Below are 25,843 nucleotides of genomic sequence, written 5' to 3' on the forward strand. Positions count from 1 at the left end.
GGCTCGTCTCTCACGGCGCGGCGGTCAGCGCACCGAGTGCGCTCGCCTGGGTACGCCAGTCGAGCTGGTTGGGGCTGCCGCCTGCCCACCGCTGACCGAGGCGGTTCAACGCGTCCCGGTCCCGCGACCAGATCGAGTCGGCCTGCGCGCGGGCGAAGTCGGTGTAGGCGGCCGTGCCGGTCACCCGGGCGAGATCGGCGAGGTACCGCGAGAACACGCCCTTGAACTGTTTCTGGTTGTCGTCACAGGCGGCCGTGCCGATGTCGCACGACTCGGTGAGCACACCGTCGCGGGTCAGCCCGCCGATGCCCGCGTCCGCGAGCCGGCGCGCCGCGTCCAGGAACGTCGTGTCGCCGGTGGCACGCCACGCCTCGACCATGCCGCCGATCGCGAGACCCTGGTTGTAGGTCCACACGGTCTGCCCGTTGTTGCGGCAGTCGCGGGTGAGCCCGTCGTTGACCAGCCCGGCCGCGTTGATCATCCCGCTGCCGAGGTACCAGTTCGCGGCCGTGCGCGTGCGCTGCAGCCACACCGTGTCCCCGGGCGTGCGGTTGTGGACGGACGCCGCCAGCTTCAGGTACAGGCCCGCGGTGACCGCGTTCTTGTAGGTGCGTTCCCGGTCCCACCAGACGCCACCACCGCACGTTCCGGTGTCCCAGTACTGGTGGACATAGCCGGCGATCCTGGTGGCCATGGTGAGGTAGCGGGACTCGCGCGTGCGGTCGTACGCGGCGATCCACGCGAGCCCCCACCACGCGCTGTCGTCGATGGCGCGGCTGACGAAGTCGCCCTCGATCGCGTCCGTGCTGCGTTCCCCGGCCGCGAACGTGCCCTTGTTCTGGTCGAACGTCCGCGCGATGACCCAGTCGTACCCGCCCTGGTCGATCAGCGCGGTCAACGTGGCCGCCGAGTTCCACCAACTGCTCGGCCACCAGCCGTGGTACGGGTCGTAGGAGTACATGAGCGCGTCGGCGGCCGCTCCCGCACGGGTCGGCGCGGGCCGCGCCCATGCCGTACAGCTCCCGTTCTGCCCGGTCACCGCGCGCCCGCACGCGCGGACCGCGCCGCCGTACAGCCCTGCCCGCGGGTCGCGCGTGGCGAACATCGTTGTCCTGGCGGCGTTTCCGGTCACCGACGTGCGGCCGAGCGACGACCCGTCCGGCCAGGTGGCACCCGCGTTCCACGACCGGTCCAGCCAGATCTCGTCACCCGGTGCGCCCGCCTCGATGCTGGCCCACGCCATCGCGTTCTGGTCCACGTGAAGGCGAATCACCCGGCCGGACAACGATGTGGGTGGCACAGGCTGGACGTCACCGGTGGCCTGGCTCGCATCCGTGCGGTCGCAGTGGACGTCGCACACGGTCGGGTACACCCATTCGGTGCACGTGACCGCGTTCGCATCACCGCACGCACGGATCACCCCGCGCCGGTGGTTGCGCGGGTCGCTGATGTTGTACATAAGCGTGCGGGTGCCGGTCCACGTCGCGGGTATCGTTGCCTTACCGAGCAATCCTTCCCACGTGCGCCCGCCGTCCCAGGAACGGTCGAGCCACACCGAGTCCCCAGTGAGGCCGTTGTCGATGCTTCCCCAGACCATACCGTCCACATCGGACACATGCAGCACCAGCCTGCGCCCGTTGATGTTCCGCTCCGGCACGGGGAACGTCTCCTGCCCGGCCCGTGACGGGTCGAGCGTGTCGCACGCGAGAAAGCACACGACGGTGGCGGCCCGCGCGGGCGGCGCCACGACCACATCGGTCACGAGCACACCGGCCATGAGCACCATGGCCATCAGGAGCGCTCTCACAGCAGCCGCCACACGTGGTCTGCGGTGCCGTTGTCGGCGTACTGGACCACCTGCGCGGAGTCCGCGTAGGACATCACGTCGACCCCGAGCACCTTCCCGGAGTTGGCGTTCTGGATGCGCCACAGCCCGTCGAAGTCGGCACGCAACCGCCACAGGTGGTCGCGGGTCCCGTTGTCGCTGAACTGCACGACGAGGGCCGAGTCGGCCGTGGACATGCGGTCCACCGCGAGCACCTTGCCCGAGTGCGCGTTGCGGATGCGGAACCAGCCGTCGACGTCGGGCAGGAACCGCCACAGGTGATCGGCCGTGCCGGTGTCGGCGAACTGCACGACCCGTGCGGAGTCCGCGGTGGACATGCCGTCGACCGCGAGAACCTTGGTGGAGTTGAGGTTCTGGATCCGCACGTCGGCGTCCGGGATGATCCGCCACAGGTGGTCGGCGGTGCCGTTGTCGTCGTACTGCACGACGTGCGCGGAGTCGGCCGTGGACATGAGGTCGACGCCGAGCACCTTGCCCGAGTGGTGGTTGCGGAGCCGGAACCAGCCGTCGCCGTTGTCGATCAGGCCCCACACGTGGTCGGTCGTGCCGGTGTCGCCGAACTGGACGACGTGCGCCGAGTTCGCGGTCGACATGCCGTCGACACCGAGCACCTTGCCGGAATGCACGCTGGCGACCTTGACCCGGCCGTTGCCGAGGTCGACCAGCCGCCAGAGGTGGTCGGCGGTGCCGGTGTCGGCGAACTGGACGACGTGCGCGGAGTCGGCCGTGGACATGCCGTCGATGGCGAGCACCTTGCCGCTGTTCTTGTTCTGGATGCGGCACGCCGGGCCCGGCGTGCCCCACGTGCGCGTGCCGCCGGTGCGCGGGAAGGAGGTGATCCGCAGCCGTGCGGCGCCCATCGGGATCAGCGTGACCCGTTCGACCGTGGCCGTGGTGGCGACCGGACTGCCCTGGAGCGTGCCGATCACGTTCTCGGGGTCGGCGATCCAGTCCGGGATCCGCTGCGCGGACACGGTGATCCGCACCGGTGCGTTGTCGACGGTGAACGGGTCGGCGACGTTCCCGCCGGTGGTCACGGCCGGGGCCGGGTCGGCGGTCAGGCCGTAGTTCCAGGCCGTGGGGGAGCTGACCTCGAGTTCGGGCCACGCGTCGGTGCCCCCGTACCGGCGCCACTGCTCGTCGAACCGCAGCGAGTACGTCAGCGGGCCGCGGTCCACCGACACCGCCCCGCCCGGCCACGGGCGGGTGCGGACGGTCATCGGCAGCGTGAGCACGACGGTGTCCCCGTTCTGCCACGTCCGGTCGACCGTGGTGAAGCCGCGGGTGGTGGTGACCGCGGTGCCGTTCACGGTGAGCCGCGGGCTTGCGCACCACGCCGGGATGCGCAACGTGAGCGGGAACGCGGCCGTTCGGTCGAGAGAGAGGCGGAAGGTGATGGTGTCGGAGAACGGGTAGCTCGTGTCCTCGGTGATCGTGACGCATGCGCCCGCGACGGTCGTGGTGACCGTCGACGGGCCATAGAGCGCGGCCGCTAGCCCGCCGTCGGGGGTGGCGAGCCACATCTCCTCGACGAAGTAGGGCCAGCCCTGGCCGTAGTTGTGCGGACAGCAGCGGTAGTCGTGCACGGCGGGCTTGTAGGCCTGCATCGCGAAGCCGTTCTGGAACTGCCGCCGCGTCTTCGCGATGTTGTCGAGCCGGATCACGTTCGCGCTCGTGACGTAGTGGGTGACGCGGCCGAGCGGGTCGAGGCTCGCGGGGAGGGAGTTGAACGCGAGGTCCTCGGTGCGGTCCGCCCACACCGGGTCGCCGGTGAGCCGGACCAGCAGTTCGTGGCTCGCCATGAACTCGACGATCCCGCAGGTCTCGAAGCCCTGACGGGGGTCACCGAACCCGGGCCGGGCGTTCTCGTCCCCGGCGAACCCGCCGCCGGGGAACTGGCCGTACGTGCGGAGGACGGTGTCGTAGTTGCGGTAGGCGGCGTCGTGGTGCGCGGTGTCGCCGGAGAGCTGCCAGTACTGGGCCGGTTCGCGGAAGCCCTGTGCGATGTTGACGTTGTGCAGGCTGGCGATGCCGCCGGTCCAGTTCGCGGACAGCCGGTGGATGCGGTGCACGAGATCCAGAAGGGAGGTGTCGCCGGTCCGGTCGTACAGCCACATGATCACGTCGATCGTGTCGCCCCAGCGGGTGTTGCCCCAGCCGTCGATGAACACCCCGTCCGGTTGCCTGGCCGTGAACTGGAAGAACCGGGTGAGGAGACCGTCGATCCGGGTGTCGCCGTGGTACTCGGCCCACGACCGCAGCGCGTGCAGCATCGGCATGTGCGGCCACAGGTCGGCGTGCCCGTTGAGGCTGTTCCGCAGGCGGGCGGGCCCGAAGAAGCCGTCGGAGGTGGCGGTCGCGAGGACGGCCTCGACCCACCGTTCGGTGTCGGCGAGGACACGGGCGTCGCCGGTGACGTAGCCGAGGTCGCCGTAGCCGCGCAGCCAGTAGGGGAGTTCCTCCCAGCCGTCTCGGTCGGGGTGGACCCAGCCGGAGGTGTCGAACCGGAGGAAGCCGGAGACCTCCTGGTAACGACCGCAGAGGCCGGTGAGCTGGCGGTCGAGCTGGGTGGCGAGCCAGCCTCGTGGGCGGACCGCGCCGGGTGGGAGCCGCAGGAAAGCGGGCCGTCGCGGTGCGGAGGCGGCGGCCGCGGTACGGGGTAGCAGGGACGCGCCGATGGCGAGAGCGCCGCCGATCAGCACGGTACGTCGTTGTACTCGCATGGTGGAGCTCCAGGGTGCAGGGGGACCTGGTGCCGTATTCGGTTATGGGGTGGTGCTCTCCCTGACCTCCAGGGCGTACGGGATCGCGACGTCCTGGGCCGGGAAGTCGGTGCCGCCGCCGGCGGCACGGCGGTGAACGAGGTCGACGGCCGCCTTCGCGAGCGCCGCCTTGTCCGGTGCGATGGTGGTGAGCGCGGGCACGCTGTAGGCGCTGTGCTCGGTGTTGTCGAACCCGGCGATCGCGACGTCGTGCGGCACCCGCAGGCCGTGGTCGTGGGCGGCGCGGATGGCACCGAGCGCGAGCATGTCGTTGAAACAGAACACGGCGTCCGGCTGTTCGTGCCGGTCGAGCAGCGCCGCCATGGCCTCGGCCCCGTCCTGGTGGTGGTAGCGCAGGGCGGTCGCGACGATCTCCGGCAGCCCGGCCTCGGCGATGGCCTGCCGGTAGCCCGCGAGCCGCTGGGTGGCGGTGCCGCGGGTGGGGTGGTGTCCGATGACGGCGATGCGCGTGCGGCCGAGGTCGATGAGGTGGCGGACGGCCGTGCGGGCGGCGGTGACGTTGTCGATGCCGACGTGGTCGAGGGGGAGCGGCAGGGGGTGTTCGCCGAGGAGCACGACGGGGACGCCCGGCATCGCGACGTCGTCGGGCTCGACCGCCTGCGGGCTGACGATCGCGCCGTCGACCATGTGGGGGCCGAGGTCGCCGATCACCTTGCGCTCGCGTGCCCGGTCGCCCTGGGTCTGCTCGATGAGCACACTCCAGTCGTGCTCGGCGGCGGCCGCGATGATTCCGCCCGCCAGTTCACCGAAGTACGGGATCGACAGCTCGGGCACGACGAGCGCGATGAACCCGGTGCGACCGCGGCGCAGGTTGCGGGCCCCGATGTTGGGCCGGTAGCCGGTGGCGTTGAGCGCGTCCTCGACCCGGCGCCGGTTCTCCGGCTTCACGAACGCGTACCCGTTGACCACGTTCGACACGGTCTTGACGGACACCCCGGCGAGCACCGCGACGTCCTTCAAGGTGGCCATGCATAGCTTTTACAACGTTGTGCCAACGATGTAAAGGCGTTTGGCGGGTGTTCACCCGGGTAGCCCTGCAACTCACGGACCACGGACTGAGGAGGCGAGACAGGTGGCGGACACGCCCGTCGAGGAGGCTCTGTGGGACGAGTTCCACCGGGTGGTGAACATGTCGTCGCGTGAGCTGGGCGAGTGGCTGCGCACGCGGTCCGCGGCCGACCGGACCGAGGAGCTGCCCGACCAGGCCGGCACGGAGACGGGGCAGCACGTCCTCGCGATCCTGGGCAAGCGCAAGACCGACCTGAACGACGACGACGTTCGCGTGATGCGCAAGGTGGTGGACCGGGTCCACGGCGAACGCCGCGACGACCTCGAACCCACGGCGGGCCAGGCCAACTGGCGCCACCGCCTGATGACCATCGGCCACGACCCGCTGAAGGCCTGACACTGAAGGCCTGACACTGAAGGCCTGACGGCCGGGCGCCGGCCGGTCGTGCCGCACCGTCCGGCGCCCGACCCCGATCAGGCGCTCGGGATGCGCAGACTCCGCAGGTAGTCGTAGGAGACGTTGGCCGTGCGGACCGGGTCGGGCTGCTGGTCGCGTTCGATCACGAAGTCGTGCGCGCCCAGGCTGCGCACGCGCGAGAGGATCGACACGAAGTCGACCGTGCCGTCGCCGAGGTCGGTCTCGATGCCCTCGGTCGGCGTGCCGTCCTTGAGGTGGAAAAGCGGGAACCGGTCCTGGTGGTGGTCGAGGTAGGCGATCGGGTCGGCGCCCGCGCGGAGGATCCAGTACAGGTCCATCTCGAACGACACCAGGCCCGGGTCGGTCTCCGCGAGCCAGATGTCGAACAGGACCTCGCCGGTCGACGGGTCGGTGGCGAACTCGTTGTCGTGCAGGTGGGCGTACCAGTGCAGGCCGTAGGCGCGCGCTGCCTCGCCCCACTGGTTCATCTCGTCGGCCATGCGGCGGTAGCCGTCGGCGGTCTGCCGGCCGTCCATGTAGGAGACGCCGACGTACTTCTGGCCGAGCGTCACCGCGCGTTCGAGCGTGACCCGCGCCAGGTCACCGCGGAAGTCGTACGGGTTGTGGTGGCTGCCGATGACCGCCAGGCCGTTGTCGTCGACGATCTTCCTGAACTGCTCCGGGGTGCGGTTGCCGTAGTCGTACGCGGGCTCGATCTCGGCGTACCCCGCGTCGGCGATCATCGCGAGCGTGCCCTCGGGGTCGGCTCTGAGCATGTCGCGCACCGAGTAGAGCTGGAAACCGATCTTGCCGGGTGGCACCGGACGTCCTCCGGACGCCGCCGTGGCGGTGCCGGGCAGCGCGAGCGCGGTCAGCCCGACCGCGGCCGCCGTGCCCGCGCCCTGGAGAAACCGGCGTCGAGAGGACTTTCGTTCAAAATCAGCCATCTTTTGCACCTCATCGTCAAAAGTACGGGTGCGCTGACTGTAAGCCTTGCTAAGGACTGGACACAAGAGCCGCTGACCGCAGATTGATCATCCCTGACCGCTGAGGGCCTTTACCACTTTGGGGTGACGCTGGTAAGGGTGGAACCACACACGGTCCGTAAATGTCCTTTGTGGACGGATGAGTCGATTCTCCTGTGGCGGAAGGAAGTGATGCCGGGTGAGTGACGGCAAGGAGCTGGTCCCGCTCCGCACCGGGTTCGACGTGGTGTTGCGCGGCTACCGGCGAGGTCCCGTCCGCCAGTACGTGCACGCGGTGGAGGAGGAGCTGCGGCTGCTCGCCACCGACCGCGACGCCAACGCTGAGCTGGCGCAGGCGCTGACCGCCGAGGTCGAGCAGCTGCGCGCGCGGAACGCTTGGCAGGCCGCCAGAATCGACGAACTGTCCCGCACCCCGGTCGACCCCGCGGCCGTGCCCGCCCGCCTGCGCAGGATGGTCGAACTGGCCAAGGAGGAGGCGGCCGAGATCACCGCCAGGGCCAGGGCCGCCGCCGAGAACAGCTGGGCCACGGCGGAAGAGGCGGCGGGAAGGCTGCGCGCCAAGTACGAGGAAGCGCTCACGGAGATGGACCGCGCTCGCCGCGCGACGGAAGCCGAACACCGCCAGCTGCTGCGACAGGCGGAAGTGGACGCGGCGGTGATGACCACGGAGGCCGACCGCCGACGCACCGAACTCGATCAACGCGCCGCCCGCCGGAGGGAACGCGTGGAGGCCGACTTCGAGGTGGCCATGGCCCGCAGGCGCATGGAGGCCATGCGCGAGATCGCCGAGCAGAAGGTGGCAGCACAACAGGAGGCGGACCGCCTGCTGAAGGAGACGACGGAGGACGCCGAGCGCCGGGTGGCGTTGTCGCGTGAGCGGGCAAGTCAGGTGACTCGGGAAGCCGCCACCAGCTCGGACGCGCGGATTGTCGCCGCGAAGGTGGAGGCGAGTCGCCGGATCCGGGTGGCGACGGAGGAGGCTGACCGGTTGCTGGCTGAGACGCGGGCGGCGGCGGTGCGGTTGGCCGAGGAGGCCACGGTGGATGCGGCGAACCGTGTTGCGGTGTCGCGGGAGCGGGCAAGTCAGGTGACCCGGGAAGCGGCCGAAAGCTCGGAGGCGCGGATCGCTGCGGCGAAGGCCGAGGCCACCGGCCGCATCCACGCGGCGACGGAGGAGGGTGACCGGCTGCTGGCCGAGGTGCGGGCGGCGGCGGTGCGGTTGGCCGAGGAGGCCACGGAGGATGCGGCGAACCGTGTTGCGGTGTCGCGGGAGCGGGCAAGTCAGGTGACCCGGGAAGCGGCCGAAAGCTCGGAGGCGCGGATCGCTGCGGCGAAGGCCGAGGCGAGCCGCCGTATCCAGGTGGCGACGCAGGAGGCTGATCGGCTGTTGGCTGAGACGCGGGCGGCGGCGGTGCGGTTGGCCGAGGAGGCCACGGTGGATGCGGCGAACCGTGTTGCGGTGTCGCGGGAGCGGGCAAGTCAGGTGACCCGGGAAGCGGCCGAAAGCTCGGAGGCGCGGATCGCTGCGGCGAAGGCCGAGGCCACCGGCCGCATCCACGCGGCGACGGAGGAGGGTGACCGGCTGCTGGCCGAGGTGCGGGCGGCGGCGGTGCGGCTGGTCGAGGAGGCCACGGTGGATGCGGCGAACCGTGTTGCGGTGTCGCGGGAGCGGGCAAGTCAGGTGACCCGGGAAGCGGCCGAAAGCTCCGACGCTCGGATCGTCGCGGCGAAGGCCGAGGCCACCCGCCGCGTCCAGGCGGCGACGAAGGAGGCCGACCGGGTGCTCGACGAAGCGCGGGCGGCGGCCGTGCGGCTGGTCGAGGAGGCCACGGCGGACGCCGAGGACCAGGCCGCCCGCCGCGTGGGCGCGGCGACGGCCGAGGTGGCGCGGCTGCTGACGGCCGCCGACGAGGAAGCGGCCCGGCGCAGGGCCGCCGCGGACGAGGAAGCCGAACGGCTGGTCGGCGAGGCGGACCAGGAGGCTGTCCGCCGCGTGGCGGCGGCGAAGGACGACGCGCACCGGCGGGTCAGCGCCGCGGAACAGGACGTGGCCCGGTTGCAGGACCTGCGCGGACGGCTCGCCACCCAGTTGCGCAACGCGCGGGAGGTGCTGGTCGGCGTCGCGCCGTTGCTGGCGTCGGGCGCTGGGGAGGCGGAGGCGCTCGAGGAGCCTGCCAGATCCTCGTCGATACCCCAGCAGCGATCGATCGCCTAGCGGGAAGCGGACGGGAACCGGGTCCGCACCTCGGGCGGCATGAACTCGGTCAGCGCCGCCATCGTGCCCCACAGGTCGTGCTTCTCGACGGCAAGGACCAGGTCGCCGACCACGGCCGGCTCGGCGAGGGCGGGCAGTCGCAGCACGCGCCGCTTGGCGTCGTCGGTCATCGCGGCGACCGCGGTCAGCAGTACGGGTACCGCGTCGTCGTTGACGGCGGTGTGGAGCAGCACGGTGAGGGCCGTGTCGTCGGCCTCGGCCGCGTGCTCCGCGAGTCTGCCGCGGAGGGCGTCGTCGGTCAGCCTGCCGATCAGGGCCAGACCGGCGGACGCCAGTTCGCGGGGACCGGCCAGCGCGTCCCGGACGACCTGGCGGAGCCGGGCGGGCGGCAACAGCGCGACCGCCCTGGTGAGCTGCTCGCCGGACTCGGCGTAGAACCCGATGCGCAGCAACGCCTCCGTGGACACCGTCATCGCCACGTCGTGGATGACCGGCTCCGTCGCCGCGTCCAGCAGCCTGCCGAGCGTGATGTACTCGCCGCGGTCGATCAGCTCGATCACCACGTCCAGCACCCGGTCGGCACGGATCCGCTGGATCAACGGCGCCGCACGCCGCGGGTCGAGGTGCACGCACGTCTCGGCCAGGTAGGACACGGGCATGCGGTCGGCGAGCTGCGCGGCCCGCTCCGGCGGCATCTCCCCGGCCACCCGCGCGGCGAGCAACGGCGGGAACGCCCGCAACGCGATCCGCACGTTCACCGGCGTCGGCAACACCCGCGTGATCGCCGCGACGCGCTGGAACGCGGCCCGGTGCTCGTCGTACAGGGTGGACACCACCCGCTCCCGCACCCGCCGGATGTCCTCGTGCGGCAGCACGGCCGCGAACGCCACCCGGTCCGTGGACGTACCCAGGGCACGCGCCAGCTTCACCAGCTCGGCCCGGGTCGCGAGATCGGTGCCCACCGCCGTCACCGCCCCAGCAGCAGGCTGACCGTGCGCCGCACCACCGGCGGCATCTGTCTCAACGCCTCGTCCGACGCGGCCGCCAAGGCCCGCGCCTGCCGCCTCCGCGCCTCGACGAGCGCGCGCTGCAACTCGTCCAGCGCGTCGTCGGACAACCCCTCGACCGCACGCACGTCGGCCCCCAGCCAGTGCCTCAACACCGCTCGCACGTCACTGCGCATAACAGGACATTGTCACGTACCTCCCCGAGAAGGGACATGCGGTCTGCAACTTTTGTGCGCCGGTGTGTCAGTCGCGCCTCCGGGAGAGGATCGCCTTCGCCCGGCCGAGCATCGCTGGGTCGACCATGTCGCCGTTCGCCAATGTGGTCACGCCACCGGCGCTCGTCGCCGACAGGACTTCCTCCGCCCAGCGGCGTTCCTCGGCCGTCGGGCGGAAGACCGCCGCGATCACCGGGAGCTGGGTCGGGTGTATGGCGACCCGGCCGTACCAGCCCAGGGCGCGGCCGCGTTCCGTGTCGGCGCGCAGGCCCGCGAGATCCCTGATCGCCGGGTACGCCGAGAGCATCGGGGCAGGGAGGTCCGCCGCTCGTGCCGCGTAGAGGAGGCGGATCCGGGCGTGGTCCAGTACCGCCTCGTCGCGGGTGCCGAGGTCGCTGGCCAGGTCGGACTCGCCCAGGGCCAGGCGGGTCACCGCCGGGTGGGCGGCGATCGCGGCCGCGTGTTCCACCCCGAGCGCCGTCTCCAGCAGGGCGGTCACCGCGACGTCGGGGAGGGCTCGGGTGACCCGGTCCACCTGTGCCGGGGACTCGACCTTGGGCAGCCGCACCTCGAAGCCGGTCAGGTCCTGGAACGCGGGCAGGTCGTCGACCGCGTTGACCCGTACCTGGAGCAGGCAGTCGACCCGGGCCGAGGCCAGCCACGCCGCCACCGCCTCGCGGGCCGACGTCTTCTCCTCGGGCGGTACCGCGTCCTCCAGGTCCAGGACCACCAGGTCGGCGCCCGTCGCCACGGCCTTGTCGAAGCGGTCGGGACGGTTGCCCGGCACGTACAGGCCCGTCACCGGGGTCATACGATCCCCGCCTCGCGCAGCGCCGCCAACTGTTCCCGGGTCACGCCGACCTTCGCGAGCACCTCGTCGGTGTCCGCGCCGTGCGGCCTGCCCGCCCACCGGATCGCGCCGGGCGTCTCCGACATCCTGAACAGCACGTTCTGCATCTTCACCGGGCCCAGTTCGTCGTCGTCGACGGTCTGGACCGTGCCCAGCGCCCGGTACTGCGGGTCCGACAGCACGCCGCGCACGTCGTAGACCCGCGAGATCGCGGCCTGCGCCTTCTCGAACTCCGCCACCACCTCGTCCGTGGACCGGGCGGCGATCCACGACGACACCGCCGCGTCCAGTTCGTCCGCGTGCTGGGCCCGCTGGTGGCCGGTCGCGAACCACGGTTCGTCCACCACGTCCGGCCGGCCGACCAGGCGCAGCACGCGCTCCGCGATCGACTGCGAGCTGGTCGACACCGCCACCCAGTCGCCGTCCGCGGTCCGGTAGACGTTGCGGGGCGCGTTGTTCACCGACCGGTTGCCGGTCCTCGGCTGCACGTGCCCCAGCTGGTCGTACGCGGTGATCTGCCCGCCGAGCAGCATGAGGATCGGTTCGATGATGGCCATGTCGATCACCTGCCCGACGCCCGTGCGCAGGCCGACCATCACCGCGTACGCCGTGGCCAGGGCCGCGATGCCGTCGGCCAGCCCGAACGGTGGCAGCGTCGGCGGCCCGTCCGGCTCACCGGTGAGCGCCGCGAACCCGCTCATCGCCTCGGCGAGGCTGCCGAAACCGGGACGCGACGAGTACGGGCCGAACTGGCCGAACGCCGTCACCCGCGCGACCACCAGGCGGGGGTTGGTCGAGTGCAGCTCGGCAGGGCCCACACCCCAGCGCTCCAGCGTGCCGGGACGGAAGTTCTCGATCAGCACGTCCGCTTCGGCGGCCAGAGCGAGCAACAGCCGTGCTCCCTCCGGCTTGCCCAGGTCGAGCGTGACGGTCTTCTTGTTGCGGCCCAGCGTCTTCCACCACAGGTTGACGCCGTCCTTCGCCGGGCCGTGGCCGCGGGCCGCGTCGGGCCTGCGCGGGTGCTCGACCTTGATCACGTCCGCGCCGAAGTCACCGAGGAACGTCGCGGCCAGTGGTCCCGCGAACAACGTCGACACGTCCAGGACGCGGATGCCTGCCAGTGGCCCGCTCATCGAACCTCCCACGCCACCCGGAAACCGATGTTCGGCGAGCGGTCCGCACCCAGGCCCGGCAGCAGGAACTTCAGGCTGAACGACGGCTCACGCGGGCCGCCGTCGACGTACCAGTCGGAGCCGGTGCTCTGGTGGTCGCTGCCGCCCTTCAACATCACGAACCGTGTGATCCCGTCCGTGTGCTCGCTCTCCGTCCAGTTCCACACCAGGGGAGTGGCGCGCCGGAACTCCGGTGACTCCGCCGCGACCTGCCACTCGAACTCCGTCGGCAGCCTGCCGCCGACCCACTCCGCGTACGTCCGCGCGTCGGCGAAGTCGACCGTCGTCGCCGGGCCGTCAGCCTGGCCGGGTGACCACGCCGACCGGTGGCCGGTCGCGGCGACGAACTCCGCGAACTCGGCGTTCGTCACCTCGATCGCGGCCACGGCCACGTCCGCGACCGTCACGGTCAGCACGTCCTCACGCGGGTCGTGCAGGCGTGGTGGCAGCGGTTTCCACTCCTCGACGTACGGCGCGCCCTGGTAGGTGCCGGTCTCGCGGCGCCGGTACGTCATGGGCAGCGTGCGTGGCCCGCCTTCGACGCGGACGGTCACCCCTCGAGACCGTCCACTGGTCGAAGGCGGGGCCACGCGCGAGGCGGTTCGGGCCGGGAACGTCGCGTCGGTGGCACCGGGGTCGGCGGCCGCGGCGTCGAGCAGACCGGGCAACCACGACGGTTCCGGTCCGTCGACCGCGAGCACCGCCGCGACCCCGCGCGCGGGCACGGTCACCGGCGGCGCCGACGTGCCGTGTCCGAGCCGAACCCCCGCGGTGAGGTCGAACCACGCCGTGCCGCCCGTGGTCGCGGTCAGCGCCCGCCCCGTGTAGTCGTGGTGACCGCGGTTGACCAGCGTCCACAGCGTGCGGCCGGACGAGTCGGCCCAGCGGGACGCGTAGACGCCCGCCTCGATCGCCTCCTCCGACGCGTCGGCCAGCGGCGTCCACTCGCCACCCACGAACAGCGCCGTCAGCGCCCGCTGCACCCGCAGCATCCGCCGCAGCGTCGCCTTGTCACGGTCGTTCCAGCCGACCCACACGCCGAACACCGTGTCCCACACGAGCATGCCGGTGCCGTTCATGAACGCCGACTGCAGCTCGTCGCTGTGGTCGCGGTTCCAGCGCCTCGTCTGGTGGGTCATGTGGCGCCGCTCGAACCAGCGGGCCCGCTGCACGCCGGGGGCGGTGCTGTCGGCGAACCACTGCGCCCAGCTGAGCTGGTGGTCGACGATCCGTGCGTTCGGCAGCCGCGACTCGCCTTCGAGGACCTGCGGCGGATCGTTGTCGAGCAGCGCGGACACCAGGCGGGAGTCGCCTTCCTTCATGGTGTCCAGGAACATCCCGTCGGCGCCCAGCTCGCGCGCGAGCAGCGCCAGTTCGGTCGCGTCGTCGTGCGGCGCGCGCCGGGTGCCGGTGTCCCACGGGTTGTAGTCGAGGAACACCCTGACACCCCGCGCCTGGAACGCCGCGACCACGTCCCGCAGGCCGGGCACGTCGCGGTAGAAGTCGAACTGGTTGCGGTCGTCGATGCCGATGACCGGGTAGGCGTGCCACAGCACGACCCCGTCGAAGCCGCCGTGGTCCGCCGTCCTGTCGAGGAACCCGGCCACGTCGAACCGGTGCTCCGCCCGGTCGTACAGGCGTTCGTCCCACAGCCAGATCAACGCGACGCTGTAGCAGGAGGCCGTCCAGCCGGTCGCCGCGCGCTCGTAGATCGCGCCGTCGTAGCCCAGGCGGGCGTGGGCCTCGTCGCGCCAGCGGGCCAGGGCGTCGCGCCACGCGGGCCAGTCCGCCGGGTCGTCCGGGGCGGCGAAGACCTTGGCGATGTCGCCGACCTCGGGGTCGAGCGGTTCGTCGAGCGGGAGGGTGGTCGGCAGGTCGATCGGGCGCGGGACCAGCGGGTCGAACTGGTTGGTGCTGGCCTCGTCCGGGTCGGTCCGATCAGTCGTCGGGGTGGAAATCGTCGATCTCCTCACGGGTGGGGATGGCGGGCACGGCACCCGCGCGGCGCACCGACAGCGCGGACGCGACGGTCGCGAACCGGACCGCGTCGTCGAGCTGCCTGCGCTCGTCCAGCGCCGCGACGAGCGCGCCGCAGAAGGTGTCGCCCGCACCGGTGGTGTCGACGACGTCGACGGTGATGCCGGGGACCTCGGTCGTCGTGCTGCTCGTGCGGACCAGCGCGCCCTTCGCACCGAGCGTGACGACCAGCGCGGGCACCACGGTCAGCAGGTGGTCGCTGCCACCGAGGAACGCGGCCTCGTGTTCGTTGACGACCAGCAGGTCGACGGCCGCGAGCAGCTCCTCGGGGAGCGACCGGGCCGGCGCGGCGTTCAGCACGACCCGCCCGCTCGCGATCTTCGCGGCGGCGATGACGGTGTCGAGCGGGATCTCGAGCTGCATCAGCACCAGGTCGGCGCCCGCGATCGCGGACCGTTCCGCCGGGGTGAGGTCGGTCAGGGTCGCGTTGGCGCCCGCGTTGACCACGATCGCGTTCTCGCCGGACGTGGCCACGGTGATCATCGCGGTGCCGGTCGGTTCGGTCGACGTGCGCACCAGTGGCCGCACGCCGGAGTCGGTGAGGCTCGCGCGGAGGCGGGCGCCGTTGTCGTCGTCGCCGAACGCGCCGACGAACGTGGTGGTCGCGCCCGCCCTCGCGGCGGCGGTGGCCTGGTTGTTGCCCTTGCCGCCCGCGTGGGTGGCGAACCCGGTGGACAGGACGGTCTCACCCGGTGACGGGATCCGCTCGACCTGGCTGACGAGGTCGACATTCCCGCTACCCACGATCACAACGCTCATGACTCCGACCTTACGAGCGCCAGGGTGCGGCGGGCGAGCGTGTCGAACCCGATGCCGTCGAAGCCCGGGATGCTCGACGCGAGCCGGTTGCGCAGCGGGATCACCCACTCCGGTGGCAGGCTCTTCGCGCCGGTCAGCGCACCCGCGATCGAGCCCGCGGTGGCGCCGGTGGAGTCGGTGTCCCAGCCGCCGGTGACCGCCGTGGTGATCGTGGTGGCGTAGTCACCCGCGCCATGCGCCAGCGCGTAGCCGAGGCTGGCGGCGTTGTTCAGCACGTGCACCCAGTGCAGGTCGCCGTACCGGGCGTAGATCAGGTCCAGTGCCTGCCCGGTGGGCAGCTCGCCCAGTTCCCAGCCCATGGTGACCGCCTGCGCGAACCGGGATTCCGGCGGCACCACGGACAGTCCCGCCGCCACCACCTCGGCCACGTCGTCCGCGACCACCGCCGCCGCGCACGCGGCCGCGGCGAACATGGCGCCGTACACGCCGTTGCGGCCGTGGGACAGGCGGGCGTCCGTCCACGCGAGACGTGCCGCGGTCACCGGGTCACCCGGATGGGTCCAGCCGTACACGTCGGTGCGGATCTGCGCGCCGATCCAGTCACGGAACGGGTTGCCGACCTGGCCCGCCACGTCCGGTTCGTAGCCGTCGAGCAGGTTCCGGTACGCGATCCGCTCCGCGGTGAACACGCGGCCGCCGGGCAGGTTGTCGAGCCACGACTGCGCCACCTGGTCCGTGGTGAACCCGCCGCCGTGCCTCTCCAGCAGGCCGAGGGCGATCAACGGGTAGTTGAGGTCGTCGTCCTCGGGCATCCCGTCGATGTTCTCGAGCAGGCTCGTCGGGCGGCTGCGCCGGTTCCACGGGTACCGGTCGGCGATCTCGCCGTCCAGGCCGACCTCGGTGAAGTAGCGGGAGATCGGCCAGTTGCCGGTGGACTGGGCGATGGCACGGATGCCCTCACGGGGGATCTTCTCGACCGGCTTGCCGAGCAGGCACCCCGCCGCCCGCCCGAGCCACGCCCCGTGCACGCGGTCGGACAGGTCCTCGCCGGGTGCCGGGACGGCCACCGGGCGCGCCGGTGCGAGGATCTCGTCCAGCCCGTCCGGTTCCGCGGCCCGCAACGCGGCAGGCGCCTCCCGATCGTCCACTTGCGACAGCAGCTCGCGGGCGAGCTTGCGCAGCGCCGGGGGAGCGGGGTCCTTGGTGGCGCCGGAACCGGGCGCGTGGAGCGACCCACCCGCCGCGGTCCACCAGTCGGCCAGGTCGTCCACGTCGATGCCGTCGGCCCTGGCCGCCGCGAACGCGTGCGGCACCAGGTCCTCCGGCTGTGTCCACGTGAGACGGAGCATCACGCCGCCTCCGTGCCGAACAGCTTCGCGCGCTGCTCGAACCGGGCCTGGTCCTTGGTCCAGATGTCCTTCGCGACGGCGGCCATCGTCGGGCCGGTCGCCGTGACGTCCAGCCTGCTCGCCTCGCTGATCCGCGTGACCCACTCGTCCGGCACGACCGCGCGGCCGCCCAGCGCGCCCGCGATCGAGCCACCCATCACCGCGATCGAGTCCGAGTCGCGGCCGTAGTTCACCGCGCCCAGCACGGTCTCCCGGTAGTCCCCGCCCGCGACGACGAGCATGCCGAGCGCGACCGGCAGCTCCTCGATCGACTTGGTACGGCTGGGGATCCGGGCGTCGCGCGCCGGTTGCCGGTAGTGCGGGCCGACCGTGTCGTACGGCTCGACCGCCGCGCGGATCGCGGCGAGCGACGTGCGCCAGTCCGACAGCGACGACGCCGCCGAGGTCACCGCCTCGACCGCGTCCCGGGTGCCGTCCTTCGCCACCGACAGCGCGACCTCGACCACCGACGCCACCGACGCCCCCGGCCGCATGGCCTCCGCGACACACGCCGCGTACACGCCGGCGGCCTCGCGCCCGTAGCTCGACTGGTGCGCGCCCGCCACGTCGATCGCCTCCGCGTACGCGCCGGACGGCGAGCCCGCGTTGGCGATCCCGATCGGCGCGGCGTACATGGCGGCACCGCAGTTCACGATGTTGCCCACCCCCGCCTCACGTGGGTCGATGTGCCCGTAGTGCAGGCGCGCGACCAGCCACTTCTCCGCGAGGAAGATCCGGTGGAGCAGGATCGTCTCGGTCTCCAGCTCGGGGATCCACCGGCGTTCCCCGATGAGCAGCGGCACGAGGTGGTCGGCGATCGCGTACGCGTCCAGGTGGTCGCGCACGGTGTCGTAGACCTCCACGAGCGCCGTGGTCATCAGGGTGTCGTCGGTGACGTGCCCGTCGCCCTTGTGGTAGGGCGCGATCGGGCGTGCGTGCCGCCAGTCGAGGTTGAAGGGCGGCACGATCCCCTCGATGAACCCGTCGTACCGCTCCTGGATGGCCTCGGGCGTGTTGCCCTCCGCCGCCCCACCGAGCGCGTCGGCCACGGCGGCCCCCGCCAAAGCCCCCGTCGCCTTGTCCTCAAGCATGGTTCTCCCCTCCCGGAGGTGCCGTGAAAGGCGCCGGAGAAGGGCCTTTCACGGCATCGAGCGTCAGCCGAGTGACTGCCAGCCGTCCGTCAGCTGTTTTTTCAGGTCGGCCACGCTGATCGAGTTGGCGAAGTACTGCTGCAGCGCCGGGGTCGCGTACTGGTCCTTCCACTGCGGGTAGTTCTTCGCCTTCTGGAACGGCGCGCCCTTGAGGTCCTCACCGGTCTTCAGCAGCGGCTCCCACACCGGGACGTCCGTGGTCTGCTTCGCGACCGCGTCGCGGGCCGGGCCCGAGGCCGGGATCAGCCAGTCGCCCTGCGCGAGCTTCGCCTGGTTCTCCGCCGACATGAAGTAGTCGATGAACTTCGCGGCCTGCTCGGGTGCCTTGCTCTGCGCCGACACCGACATGGTCTGCGGGTTCGCCGCCTGCGTCGGGCCCGCCGAACCCGCGAGCGGGGGCAGGACCGTCCAGTTGAAGTTGTCGGGCGCGGACTCGGTGATCTGCTGTGCCAGAAAGTTGCCGCCGACGTACATCGCGTACTTGCCGTTCAGGAAGCCGGGCAGCACGTCGGTGCCGGACTGCGTCAGCGTCACCGGGTCGATCGACTTGTCCTGGTACGCCATCGCGTGGATCGTCTGCGCCACCGCGACCTCACCGTCACCGACGTTGATCGTGGCCGAGCCGTCGTCCTTGGTCTCGAAGAACGTGCCGTCGTAGCCCAGTGCGGTGTTCATGATCGCCGCCGTCGGCTGCTTGAGGCCCCAGCCGACGCCGAACTTCCCGCCCGTGGCGAGCTTCTTGGCCGCCGCCCGCAGGTCGTCCCACGACAGCTGGTCACCCGAAGGCACCTCGACACCGGCGGCCTTGAACGCGTCGGTGTTCGCGAACGCCACGTACGTCTGCAGCAGCGTCGGCGCGGCCACGACCTTGCCGTCCGCGGTGGTGACCGTGTCCCACACGTCCTCGCTGACCGCGTCCTTGACGTCCTGGCTCAGGTACTTGCCGATGTCGGCGAGGTAGCCCTGCTCCGCGAAACCCATGATGTCGCTGGACTCGTCGTGGATGATGTCCGGCGCGGTGCCACCCTGGAACTGCGTGACCAGCTGGTCGTGCACGTTGTCCCACGTGCCCTGCGTCAGCTTGATCTGGATGTCCGGGTTGTCGGCGTTCCACGCGTCGACGATCTCCTTGGTCGCCGCCACCGTGGAGTCCTGGTAGGCCAGGCTCTGGAACGTGAGCGTGACCGGGCCCTCGGCGGACCCGCCGCCCTCGTCGCTGCCCTCGCCGCCGTTGAGCGCACAGCCGGAGAGCACCAAGGCCGCCGCGGCACCGATGCCGAGCAACGCCTTTCGCTTCATGGATATCTCCTTCACTTCGTCAGCCTTTGACGGCGCCGCTCATCAGCCCGGAGGTGAGCCGGCGCTGGATGAACAGGAAGAACACGAGGCTCGGCACGGTCGCGAGCAGCGAGGCCGCCGCGAGCTGTCCGAGCTGGACCTGGCCCTCGGCGCCGACGAAGCGCGCGAGGGTCAGTGGCAGGGTCTGCAGGCCCGGGTCCTGGATCAGCACCAGGGCGAAGAAGAACTCGTTCCACGACGAGATGAACGTGAACAGGCTCGTCGCGACGAGGCCCGGCGCGAGCAGCGGCAGCACGATCGACCACAGCACCCGCAGCTTGCTCGCCCCGTCGATCGCCCCCGCCTCCTCCAGTTCGACGGGGATCGCGGCGACGTAGCCGCGCAGCATCCACAGCGCGAACGGCATGCACCAGACCGTGTAGACGAGCACGAGGCCGAGCGGGTTGTTGACGAGCCCGATCTGCTTGAGCACCAGGAAGACCGGGATCACGATCAGGATGAACGGGAACACCTGGGAGAGCAGGATCCAGCCGGTCGCGAGGCCGCGCAGCTTCGTCCTGAACCGGGCGAGCGCGTACGCGGCGGGCAGCGACAGCAGCGTCACGATCACCGTCGTCAGCACGGCGACGTAGAGGCTGTTCCCGGCCGCCTGCACCAGGTTCGCCTTCGTGATGGCGTCGGTGAAGTTGCTCCACGTGAGACTGTCCGGGACGAACGACGCGTCGCCGGACTGCAACTGCCGGGGCGTCTTCAGCGACGTGGACAGCAGGAACAGCAACGGGAAGCCGAGGAAGACCACGTAGCCGAGGAGCGCGAGGTACTGCAGCGGCCGGGCGTAGCCCCGCGTGCGGTTGACCGGCGCGACGACCGCCGTCTTCTCCTGCACGGGCCTGGTGAGCGTCTGCGTCATGACTCCCGGCTCCTTGCCTGGCCGCGCAGGTAGAAGAAGAGGAACGCGGCGATGACGACGACCATCACGTTGCCCAGCGCCGCCGCGTACCCGAAGTTGCCGTACCGGAACGCCTCGTTGTAGGCGAACAACATCGGCAACATCGTCTTGCCGCCCGGACCACCCGCGGTGAGCACGAACACCAGGGCGAACGAGTTGAAGTTCCAGATGAGGTCGAGCGAGGTGATCGCGGTGATCACCGGCCGCAGCGCGGGCAGCGTGACGTGCCAGAACCGCTGCCACGTCCCCGCACCGTCGATGGCCGCTGCCTCGTGGAGGTCACCGGAGACGTTCTGCAGGCCCGCCAGAAGGGTGATCGTCGTCTGCGGCATACCCGCCCAGACACCGACGACGATCACCGCGGGGAGCGCGGTGGAGAAGTCGCCGAGCCAGTTGATGTCGCCGGGAAGGCCCAGGGTGCGGAGCGTTTCGTTGACCGGACCGTAGGTCGGGTTGAGCATCAGCCGCCACATGATCGCGATGACGACCGGCGGCATCGCCCACGGCACGAGCGCGAGGGTGCGGGCGAGCCAGCGCAGGCGCAGGTTCGCGTTGAGCAGCAGCGCGAGGCCCAGCGAGGCGAGGAACTGGATGATCGTGACGCTGAACGCCCAGATCAGGCCGATGCGGAAGCTCGCCCAGAACAGGTCGTTGTCGAGCAACCTCTCGTAGTTGGCCAGGCCGTTGAAGTGCGTGACCTGGTTGAGCCCGGCCTCGGCGTCGGTGAACCCGAGCAGGATGCCCTGCACGAGCGGGTACACGCTGATCAGCACGACGGGGATCAGCGCGGGCAGCACGAGCAGCCAGGCGTCCCGCCCGTCACCGCGCCTGCGCCGGTGCACGAGGGTCGTCATGACGACTCCCGGACGGTCAGCGTGGGCTCGATGACGACGCTCCTCAGTGGTGCGTCGGGCTTGTCCAGGCGGCGGAGCAGGAGCTTCGCCGCGGTGCGGGCGCGCTTGGTGGCGCCGAGGTTCACGCTCGTGATGGCCGGGTTGGCGAGATCGGCGATGTCGGTGTCGTCCATGCCGACGATCGCGACGTCGTCCGGAACCCGCAGCCCGCGGCGGGTGGCGACGTTGAGCGCGGCGATGGCGAGGAGGTCGTTGGCGCACACGATGGCGTCGGGGGTGTCCTTGTCCAGGAGGGCGGTCGCGGCCTTGAGTCCGGCCTGGTAGGTGAAGTCCCGGGCGCTGACCTGGGTGCCGGGACTTCTGCCGAGGGCCTGCAGCGCGGTGAGGTAACCGTTGCGCCGGGCCGCGCCGGGGGTGGTGTCGACCGGCCCGTTGACGAACGCGATGGCGGTGCGCCCCTGCTCCACGAGGTGGTTCACCGCCAGCGCCATGCCCGCGACCGAGTCGGCACGCACGTTGTCCAGCTCCACGCCCGGTGGCACGGCGCCGATGATCACGATGGGGAAGCGGCTGGCCTTGAGCTGGGCGCCCAGCTCCTCGGGCGCGCGCAGCGGGCTGAGGATCAGCCCGTCGGCGAACCCTCGGTTGAGGCCGACCAGCAGGTCGATCTGGTCCGCGGGGTTCGCGCCGGTGGAGGACAGCACGAGCCGGTACCCGGCCTTGGTCACCACGCGGGAGATCTCGTGCATCATCCCGACGTACACCGGGTTGCCGACGTCCGCGACCGCGAGCGCGATCTGCTCGGTCCTCCCGACCTTGAGCGAACGAGCGGTCGCGTCGGGCACGTAACCCAGCTCTGCGGCGGCGGCCCGCACCCGTTCGGTCACCCGTTGTGATGCGGGCTGCCCGTTCATGACGCGCGAGACGGACGCGATCGAAACCCCGGCCCGCTCGGCCACCAGCCAGAGCGTGGACTTTCGCGCCTCTGCCATGGGTTTCCTCGCGTCATCGGAAGGTCTGATGTGGACTGTAAACGTTTACGAGAACGTTTACAGCGGGGACTGTACGTCCGCCCGGCGAGCCTTGGCAAGGCGGGTTCGTAACGTGCGCGTCACAAGTGGACAGGGCAGGCATCATGGGCACATGGCTGAATGCACACACGTCGCCGAGATCCGCGACGTGACACCGTCCTCCACGGAGGGCTGTTCGGACTGCCTGGCCGTCGGCGGCCGGTGGGTCCACCTCCGCGAGTGCCTGGTCTGCGGACACGTCGGCTGCTGCGACTCCTCCCCGGCCAAGCACGCGAGCGCGCACTACCGCGAAACCGGTCACCCGGTCATGCGGTCCTTCGAACCGGGCGAGGACTGGCGCTGGTGCTTCGTCGACGAAGTGGCAGTGTGAGTGAACAACTCCGTGAACAAGCCGGTGCTGTTGACCGTCGACGACGATCCGGGGGTGTCGCGAGCCGTGGCCCGCGACCTGCGCCGTCGCTACGGCGAAGGGCACCGGGTCGTGCGGGCGTCCTCGGGCAAGGAGGCCCTGGACGCGCTGAAGGAGCTGAAACTGCGTGGCGAGCAGGTGGCCGCCATGCTCGCCGACTACCGCATGCCGGAGATGAACGGCATCGAGTTCCTCGAACAGGCCATGGACCTGTTCCCGCGTGCCCGCCGCGCGCTGCTCACCGCCTACGCCGACACCGACGCGGCGATCCAGGCGATCAACCTGGTCGACGTCGACCACTACCTGCTCAAGCCGTGGGACCCGCCGGAGGAGAAGCTCTACCCGGTGGTCGACGCGCTGATCGAGACCTGGCGCGCGTCCGGCGAGGCCGCCGTCGAGGAGATCAAGATCGTGGGGCACCGCTGGTCGGCGCCCACCTTCGCGGCGCGTGACTTCCTCGCGCGCAACGCCGTGCCGTACCGCTACTACAGCATCGACGACCCGGAGGGACGCAGGCTGCTCGACGCGGCGGCCGCCGACCCGACCGAGATCCCGGTCGTGATCACCGCCGAAGGCAGGCCGCTGCTGGCGCCGTCCGACGCGGAGATCGCCGCCGCGGTCGGGCTCACCGTCGACCCGGCCACCGACTTCTACGACCTGATCGTCGTCGGCGGTGGCCCGGCGGGGCTGGGTTCCGCGGTCTACGGCGCGTCCGAGGGGCTGCGGACCGTGCTCGTCGAGCGGCAGGCCGCGGGCGGGCAGGCGGGGCAGAGTTCCCGCATCGAGAACTACCTCGGCTTCCCCGACGGCGTGTCCGGTGCGCAGCTCACCGACCGGGCGCGCAGGCAGGCCGTGAAGTTCGGTGCGGAGATGCTGACCGCGCGGGACGTCGTGGCGCTCGACGTGCAGGGCTCGGCGCGGGTGGTGCGGTTCGGTGACGGCAGCACGATCGCCGCGCACGCCGTCATCCTCGCGACCGGTGTGTCCTACCGCAGCCTCACCGCACCCGGCTGCCACGAGCTGACCGGGCGCGGCGTGTTCTACGGCTCGGCCAACACCGAGGCACCCGAGTGCGCGGGCACCGACGTCTACATCGTCGGCGGCGCGAACTCGGCCGGACAGGCCGCGGTGTTCTTCTCCCGGCACGCGCGGTCGGTCACGCTGGTCGTGCGGGGCGAGTCGCTGCAGGCGTCCATGTCGCACTACCTGATCCAGCAGCTCGAGTCGATCCCGAACGTGCACGTCCGGACCCGCACCACGGTCGGCCAGGCGTGCGGCGACGACCACCTCGAGTCGATCCGGCTCGACCACGCCGACGGCACGACCGAGTTCGTCGACACGGGCCACCTGTTCATCTTCATCGGCGCGCAGCCGCAGACGGACTGGCTCGACGGCGTGGTCCAGCGCGACGAGCGCGGGTTCGTGTGGACCGGTCCCGATCTGCTCACCGACGGGCAACGGCCGCCGGGGTGGACACTGGACCGGGACCCGTTCTACCTGGAGTCGAGCGTGCCGGGCGTGTTCGTGGCCGGGGACGTGCGGGCCCAGTCGGTGAAGCGGGTCGCGTCGGCTGTCGGGGAGGGCGCGATGGCGGTCACTCTGGTGCACCGGTACCTGGAGGAGCAGTGACGTGACAAGTGTCGAAACGGACAGGCTGCGCGAACTGTTCCTGTTCGCGGACCTGACCGACGAGCAGCTCGCGTGGGTGGCGGCCAACAGCGACGTCGTCTCGTACGAGGCGGGCGATGCGGTGTCGGTCGAGGGCGAGCCCGCGCAGTGCTTCTACGTGCTGCTGTCGGGGACGCTGTCGATGGTCAAGATGGTGCGCGGCGACGAGGTCGAGGTGACGCGCAGCGACCAGCCGGGTGTCTACTCCGGCGCCACCCAGTTCTACCTGGGCGACCAGGTGGAGCAGAAGTACGGCGCGACGGTCCGCGCGGTCACCGACGCGGAGTTCCTCGCGCTCCCGGCGACGGACTTCGCGGCGAAGTTCCGGCAGTGGTTCCCGATGGCCGTGCACCTGCTGCAGGGCATGTTCGTCGGCATCCGCAACGCGGACGAGCTGGTCGGCCAGCGGGAACGGCTGCTGGCGCTGGGCAAGCTGACCGCGGGCCTGACGCACGAGCTGAACAACCCGGCGGCCGCGGCCGTGCGTGCGACGGAGACGCTGCGCGAGCGGTTCGCCGGTATGCGCCACAAGCTGGGCCTGCTCGCCGACGGCCACTTCGACGGCATCCAGCTGCACCGGCTGACCAAGATCCAGGACAAGTTCATCGAGCGGATGGCGCACGCGGACGAGCTGACGCCGATGCAGGTCGCCGACCGCGAGGACGAGCTGGGCGACTGGTTCGACGAGCACGACGTGTCCGGCGGCTGGGACCTCGCGCCGGTGTTCGTGGCGGCGGGCATCACCACGTCCGACCTCGCGGAGCTGTCCAATGTGGTCGATCCGGGGTTCCTGAACCCGGCGCTGCGGTGGCTGTCGTACACGGTCGAGACCGAGAACCTGCTGACCGAGGTGAAGGAGAGCACGAAGCGGATCTCCGCGCTGGTCGGCGCGGCGAAGCAGTACTCGCAGCTCGACCGCACCCCGCACCAGGAGGTCGACCTGCACGAGGGCCTGGACGCGACGCTCGTGATGCTGGCGGGCAAGATCCCGGCGGGTGTGCGGATCGTGAAGGACTACGACAGGACGCTGCCGCTCGTGCCCGCGTACGCCGCCGAGCTGAACCAGGTGTGGACCAACCTGATCGACAACGCCGTCGGTGCGATCACCGGCCACGGCGACGGCACCGGCACGATCACGGTCCACACCACCCGCGACGGCGACAACGCGCTGGTGGAGGTGATCGACACCGGCCCGGGTGTCCCACCGGAGCTGAGGCGCCGCGTTTTCGAACCGTTCTTCACCACGAAGGGCGTCGGCCAGGGCACGGGGCTGGGTCTCGACGTCTCCTGGCGGGTGGTGGTGAACCGCCACGGCGGCGACCTGCGGGTGGTGTCCGAACCGGGCGACACCCACTTCCAGGTCCGCCTGCCCCTGCAGGCACGCTGAGCGGTCAGCGAACGAGGCGGCCGTCTCCCCGTGACGAGGAGACGGCCGCCCGCGCGTGTTACAGGGTGATCTTCCAGCCGTTGATGTAGCCGGTGTCGTACGTGGCCGCGTCGCGGACGCGGAGGTTCCACGTGCCGTTGGCGGTCTCGCTCGACAGGTTCCTCGTGAACGTCTGGTTCACGTTGTCCGCACTGCCGCCGGAGCGGTTCAGCAGGTTGTACACCGAACCGTCGGGGGCGACGAGGTCGACGACCAGGTCACCGCGGTAGGTGTGGACGATGTTCACCTCGATGCTCGCGCCCGAGGACGCGGAGCCCGCGGCGTTCGTGACCGTGATCGGGCTCGAAACGGTGCTGTTGTCCCTGATCGTGTAGTTGTTCTGGTTCTCGAAGGTGCGGCCCGGCTGCGGGT

The 25,843-nt window shown here is 71.0% G+C and carries 22 protein-coding genes; 5 read left to right on the forward strand and 17 right to left on the reverse strand.

Annotated elements, in window-relative coordinates; translation table 11 throughout:
* Positions 1–10: 10 nt before the first annotated feature.
* The 3 genes from ACIBVP_RS03290 to ACIBVP_RS03300 are packed head-to-tail and all read right to left on the reverse strand — an operon-like array spanning position 11 to position 5,598.
* Positions 11–1,807, reverse strand: coding sequence for a glycoside hydrolase family 76 protein (locus ACIBVP_RS03290; protein WP_396104320.1), 1,797 nt, complete (start codon positions 1,805–1,807; stop codon positions 11–13).
* Positions 1,804–4,569 carry an RICIN domain-containing protein gene (locus tag ACIBVP_RS03295; RefSeq protein ID WP_396104321.1) on the reverse strand — a complete coding sequence of 922 codons (2,766 nt, stop codon included), beginning with the start codon at positions 4,567–4,569 and terminating at the stop codon, positions 1,804–1,806. Before ACIBVP_RS03295 ends, ACIBVP_RS03290 begins: the two co-directional genes overlap by 4 nt.
* A gap of 42 nt (positions 4,570–4,611) precedes the next feature.
* Positions 4,612–5,598: a LacI family DNA-binding transcriptional regulator gene (locus ACIBVP_RS03300; protein WP_396104322.1), complete on the reverse strand. Its 987-nt coding sequence runs from the start codon at positions 5,596–5,598 to the stop codon at positions 4,612–4,614.
* A 103-nt stretch (positions 5,599–5,701) separates the two neighbouring features.
* Here ACIBVP_RS03300 and ACIBVP_RS03305 point away from each other — a divergent pair, with 103 nt between their 5' ends.
* The gene (locus ACIBVP_RS03305) at positions 5,702–6,034 is read left to right on the forward strand and encodes a DUF3140 domain-containing protein (protein ID WP_396104323.1); all 333 of its coding nucleotides are present in this window, start codon (positions 5,702–5,704) and stop codon (positions 6,032–6,034) included.
* Positions 6,035–6,111: 77 nt separating this feature from the next.
* On the opposite strand, the gene ACIBVP_RS03310 is transcribed toward ACIBVP_RS03305, so the two are convergent.
* A complete protein-coding gene (locus tag ACIBVP_RS03310) occupies positions 6,112–7,002 on the reverse strand; it encodes a TIM barrel protein (RefSeq protein WP_396104324.1) in 891 nt (296 codons plus the stop codon).
* Between the two features lie 217 nt (positions 7,003–7,219).
* Here ACIBVP_RS03310 and ACIBVP_RS03315 point away from each other — a divergent pair, with 217 nt between their 5' ends.
* Complete coding sequence (locus tag ACIBVP_RS03315) at positions 7,220–9,256, forward strand: hypothetical protein (protein WP_396104325.1); 2,037 nt, start codon at positions 7,220–7,222, stop codon at positions 9,254–9,256.
* On the opposite strand, the gene ACIBVP_RS03320 is transcribed toward ACIBVP_RS03315, so the two are convergent.
* From ACIBVP_RS03320 to ACIBVP_RS03375, 12 genes are all read right to left on the reverse strand, one after another.
* Positions 9,253–10,218, reverse strand: a complete 966-nt coding sequence (locus ACIBVP_RS03320) for a hypothetical protein (protein ID WP_396104326.1) — start codon at positions 10,216–10,218, stop codon at positions 9,253–9,255. The genes ACIBVP_RS03315 and ACIBVP_RS03320 overlap by 4 nt on opposite strands.
* A gap of 5 nt (positions 10,219–10,223) precedes the next feature.
* Entirely contained in the window at positions 10,224–10,427 is a 204-nt protein-coding gene (locus ACIBVP_RS03325; protein ID WP_396104327.1) for a hypothetical protein, read from the reverse strand.
* Positions 10,428–10,506: 79 nt separating this feature from the next.
* Positions 10,507–11,289 carry an HpcH/HpaI aldolase/citrate lyase family protein gene (locus ACIBVP_RS03330; RefSeq protein ID WP_396104328.1) on the reverse strand — a complete coding sequence of 261 codons (783 nt, stop codon included), beginning with the start codon at positions 11,287–11,289 and terminating at the stop codon, positions 10,507–10,509.
* The gene (locus ACIBVP_RS03335) at positions 11,286–12,461 is read right to left on the reverse strand and encodes a CaiB/BaiF CoA transferase family protein (RefSeq protein ID WP_396104329.1); all 1,176 of its coding nucleotides are present in this window, start codon (positions 12,459–12,461) and stop codon (positions 11,286–11,288) included. The genes ACIBVP_RS03330 and ACIBVP_RS03335 overlap by 4 nt, the downstream gene beginning before the upstream one ends.
* The gene (locus tag ACIBVP_RS03340) at positions 12,458–14,473 is read right to left on the reverse strand and encodes an SUMF1/EgtB/PvdO family nonheme iron enzyme (protein ID WP_396104330.1); all 2,016 of its coding nucleotides are present in this window, start codon (positions 14,471–14,473) and stop codon (positions 12,458–12,460) included. Before ACIBVP_RS03340 ends, ACIBVP_RS03335 begins: the two co-directional genes overlap by 4 nt.
* Entirely contained in the window at positions 14,439–15,296 is an 858-nt protein-coding gene (locus ACIBVP_RS03345) for a ribokinase (RefSeq protein ID WP_396104331.1), read from the reverse strand. The genes ACIBVP_RS03340 and ACIBVP_RS03345 overlap by 35 nt, the downstream gene beginning before the upstream one ends.
* Positions 15,293–16,645 carry an ADP-ribosylglycohydrolase family protein gene (locus ACIBVP_RS03350; RefSeq protein WP_396104921.1) on the reverse strand — a complete coding sequence of 451 codons (1,353 nt, stop codon included), beginning with the start codon at positions 16,643–16,645 and terminating at the stop codon, positions 15,293–15,295. The genes ACIBVP_RS03345 and ACIBVP_RS03350 overlap by 4 nt, the downstream gene beginning before the upstream one ends.
* Positions 16,645–17,775: an ADP-ribosylglycohydrolase family protein gene (locus ACIBVP_RS03355; protein ID WP_396104332.1), complete on the reverse strand. Its 1,131-nt coding sequence runs from the start codon at positions 17,773–17,775 to the stop codon at positions 16,645–16,647. Before ACIBVP_RS03355 ends, ACIBVP_RS03350 begins: the two co-directional genes overlap by 1 nt.
* A 63-nt stretch (positions 17,776–17,838) precedes the next feature.
* Complete coding sequence (locus ACIBVP_RS03360) at positions 17,839–19,134, reverse strand: ABC transporter substrate-binding protein (protein ID WP_396104333.1); 1,296 nt, start codon at positions 19,132–19,134, stop codon at positions 17,839–17,841.
* 19 nt (positions 19,135–19,153) lie between these two features.
* Positions 19,154–20,044, reverse strand: coding sequence for a carbohydrate ABC transporter permease (locus ACIBVP_RS03365; protein WP_396104334.1), 891 nt, complete (start codon positions 20,042–20,044; stop codon positions 19,154–19,156).
* Positions 20,041–20,937 (reverse strand): carbohydrate ABC transporter permease, encoded by an 897-nt coding sequence (locus tag ACIBVP_RS03370; protein ID WP_396104335.1) that lies wholly within the window; start codon positions 20,935–20,937, stop codon positions 20,041–20,043. The genes ACIBVP_RS03365 and ACIBVP_RS03370 overlap by 4 nt, the downstream gene beginning before the upstream one ends.
* Positions 20,934–21,929: a LacI family DNA-binding transcriptional regulator gene (locus tag ACIBVP_RS03375; protein ID WP_396104336.1), complete on the reverse strand. Its 996-nt coding sequence runs from the start codon at positions 21,927–21,929 to the stop codon at positions 20,934–20,936. The genes ACIBVP_RS03370 and ACIBVP_RS03375 overlap by 4 nt, the downstream gene beginning before the upstream one ends.
* A gap of 151 nt (positions 21,930–22,080) precedes the next feature.
* On the opposite strand from ACIBVP_RS03375, the gene ACIBVP_RS03380 reads away from it, so the two are divergent.
* From ACIBVP_RS03380 to ACIBVP_RS03390, 3 genes are read left to right on the forward strand one after another with little or no spacing between them, the layout of a single operon-like run.
* Positions 22,081–22,338: a ubiquitin carboxyl-terminal hydrolase 14 gene (locus tag ACIBVP_RS03380; RefSeq protein WP_396104337.1), complete on the forward strand. Its 258-nt coding sequence runs from the start codon at positions 22,081–22,083 to the stop codon at positions 22,336–22,338.
* Positions 22,339–22,350: 12 nt separating this feature from the next.
* Positions 22,351–24,006, forward strand: a complete 1,656-nt coding sequence (locus tag ACIBVP_RS03385; protein WP_396104922.1) for an FAD-dependent oxidoreductase — start codon at positions 22,351–22,353, stop codon at positions 24,004–24,006.
* A gap of 1 nt (position 24,007) precedes the next feature.
* Complete coding sequence (locus tag ACIBVP_RS03390; protein WP_396104338.1) at positions 24,008–25,432, forward strand: ATP-binding protein; 1,425 nt, start codon at positions 24,008–24,010, stop codon at positions 25,430–25,432.
* A 58-nt stretch (positions 25,433–25,490) separates the two neighbouring features.
* Here ACIBVP_RS03390 and ACIBVP_RS03395 read toward each other — a convergent pair whose 3' ends face one another.
* Positions 25,491–25,718: a proprotein convertase P-domain-containing protein gene (locus tag ACIBVP_RS03395; protein ID WP_396104923.1), complete on the reverse strand. Its 228-nt coding sequence runs from the start codon at positions 25,716–25,718 to the stop codon at positions 25,491–25,493.
* Positions 25,719–25,843 lie beyond the last annotated feature (125 nt).

The organism is Actinophytocola sp. NPDC049390, from assembly GCF_044466355.1.
Taxonomy (GTDB): domain Bacteria; phylum Actinomycetota; class Actinomycetes; order Mycobacteriales; family Pseudonocardiaceae; genus Actinophytocola.

Coding starts and splice junctions, on each gene's coding strand:
- ACIBVP_RS03375 (WP_396104336.1), bottom strand. CDS start 21,929: ATGGCAGAGGCGCGAAAGTCCACGCTCTGGCTGGTGGCCGAGCGGGCC.
- ACIBVP_RS03335 (WP_396104329.1), bottom strand. CDS start 12,461: ATGAGCGGGCCACTGGCAGGCATCCGCGTCCTGGACGTGTCGACGTTG.
- ACIBVP_RS03360 (WP_396104333.1), bottom strand. CDS start 19,134: ATGAAGCGAAAGGCGTTGCTCGGCATCGGTGCCGCGGCGGCCTTGGTG.
- ACIBVP_RS03330 (WP_396104328.1), bottom strand. CDS start 11,289: ATGACCCCGGTGACGGGCCTGTACGTGCCGGGCAACCGTCCCGACCGC.
- ACIBVP_RS03295 (WP_396104321.1), bottom strand. CDS start 4,569: ATGCGAGTACAACGACGTACCGTGCTGATCGGCGGCGCTCTCGCCATC.
- ACIBVP_RS03365 (WP_396104334.1), bottom strand. CDS start 20,044: ATGACGCAGACGCTCACCAGGCCCGTGCAGGAGAAGACGGCGGTCGTC.
- ACIBVP_RS03380 (WP_396104337.1), top strand. CDS start 22,081: ATGGCTGAATGCACACACGTCGCCGAGATCCGCGACGTGACACCGTCC.
- ACIBVP_RS03370 (WP_396104335.1), bottom strand. CDS start 20,937: ATGACGACCCTCGTGCACCGGCGCAGGCGCGGTGACGGGCGGGACGCC.
- ACIBVP_RS03345 (WP_396104331.1), bottom strand. CDS start 15,296: ATGAGCGTTGTGATCGTGGGTAGCGGGAATGTCGACCTCGTCAGCCAG.
- ACIBVP_RS03350 (WP_396104921.1), bottom strand. CDS start 16,645: ATGCTCCGTCTCACGTGGACACAGCCGGAGGACCTGGTGCCGCACGCG.
- ACIBVP_RS03300 (WP_396104322.1), bottom strand. CDS start 5,598: ATGGCCACCTTGAAGGACGTCGCGGTGCTCGCCGGGGTGTCCGTCAAG.
- ACIBVP_RS03310 (WP_396104324.1), bottom strand. CDS start 7,002: ATGGCTGATTTTGAACGAAAGTCCTCTCGACGCCGGTTTCTCCAGGGC.
- ACIBVP_RS03355 (WP_396104332.1), bottom strand. CDS start 17,775: ATGCTTGAGGACAAGGCGACGGGGGCTTTGGCGGGGGCCGCCGTGGCC.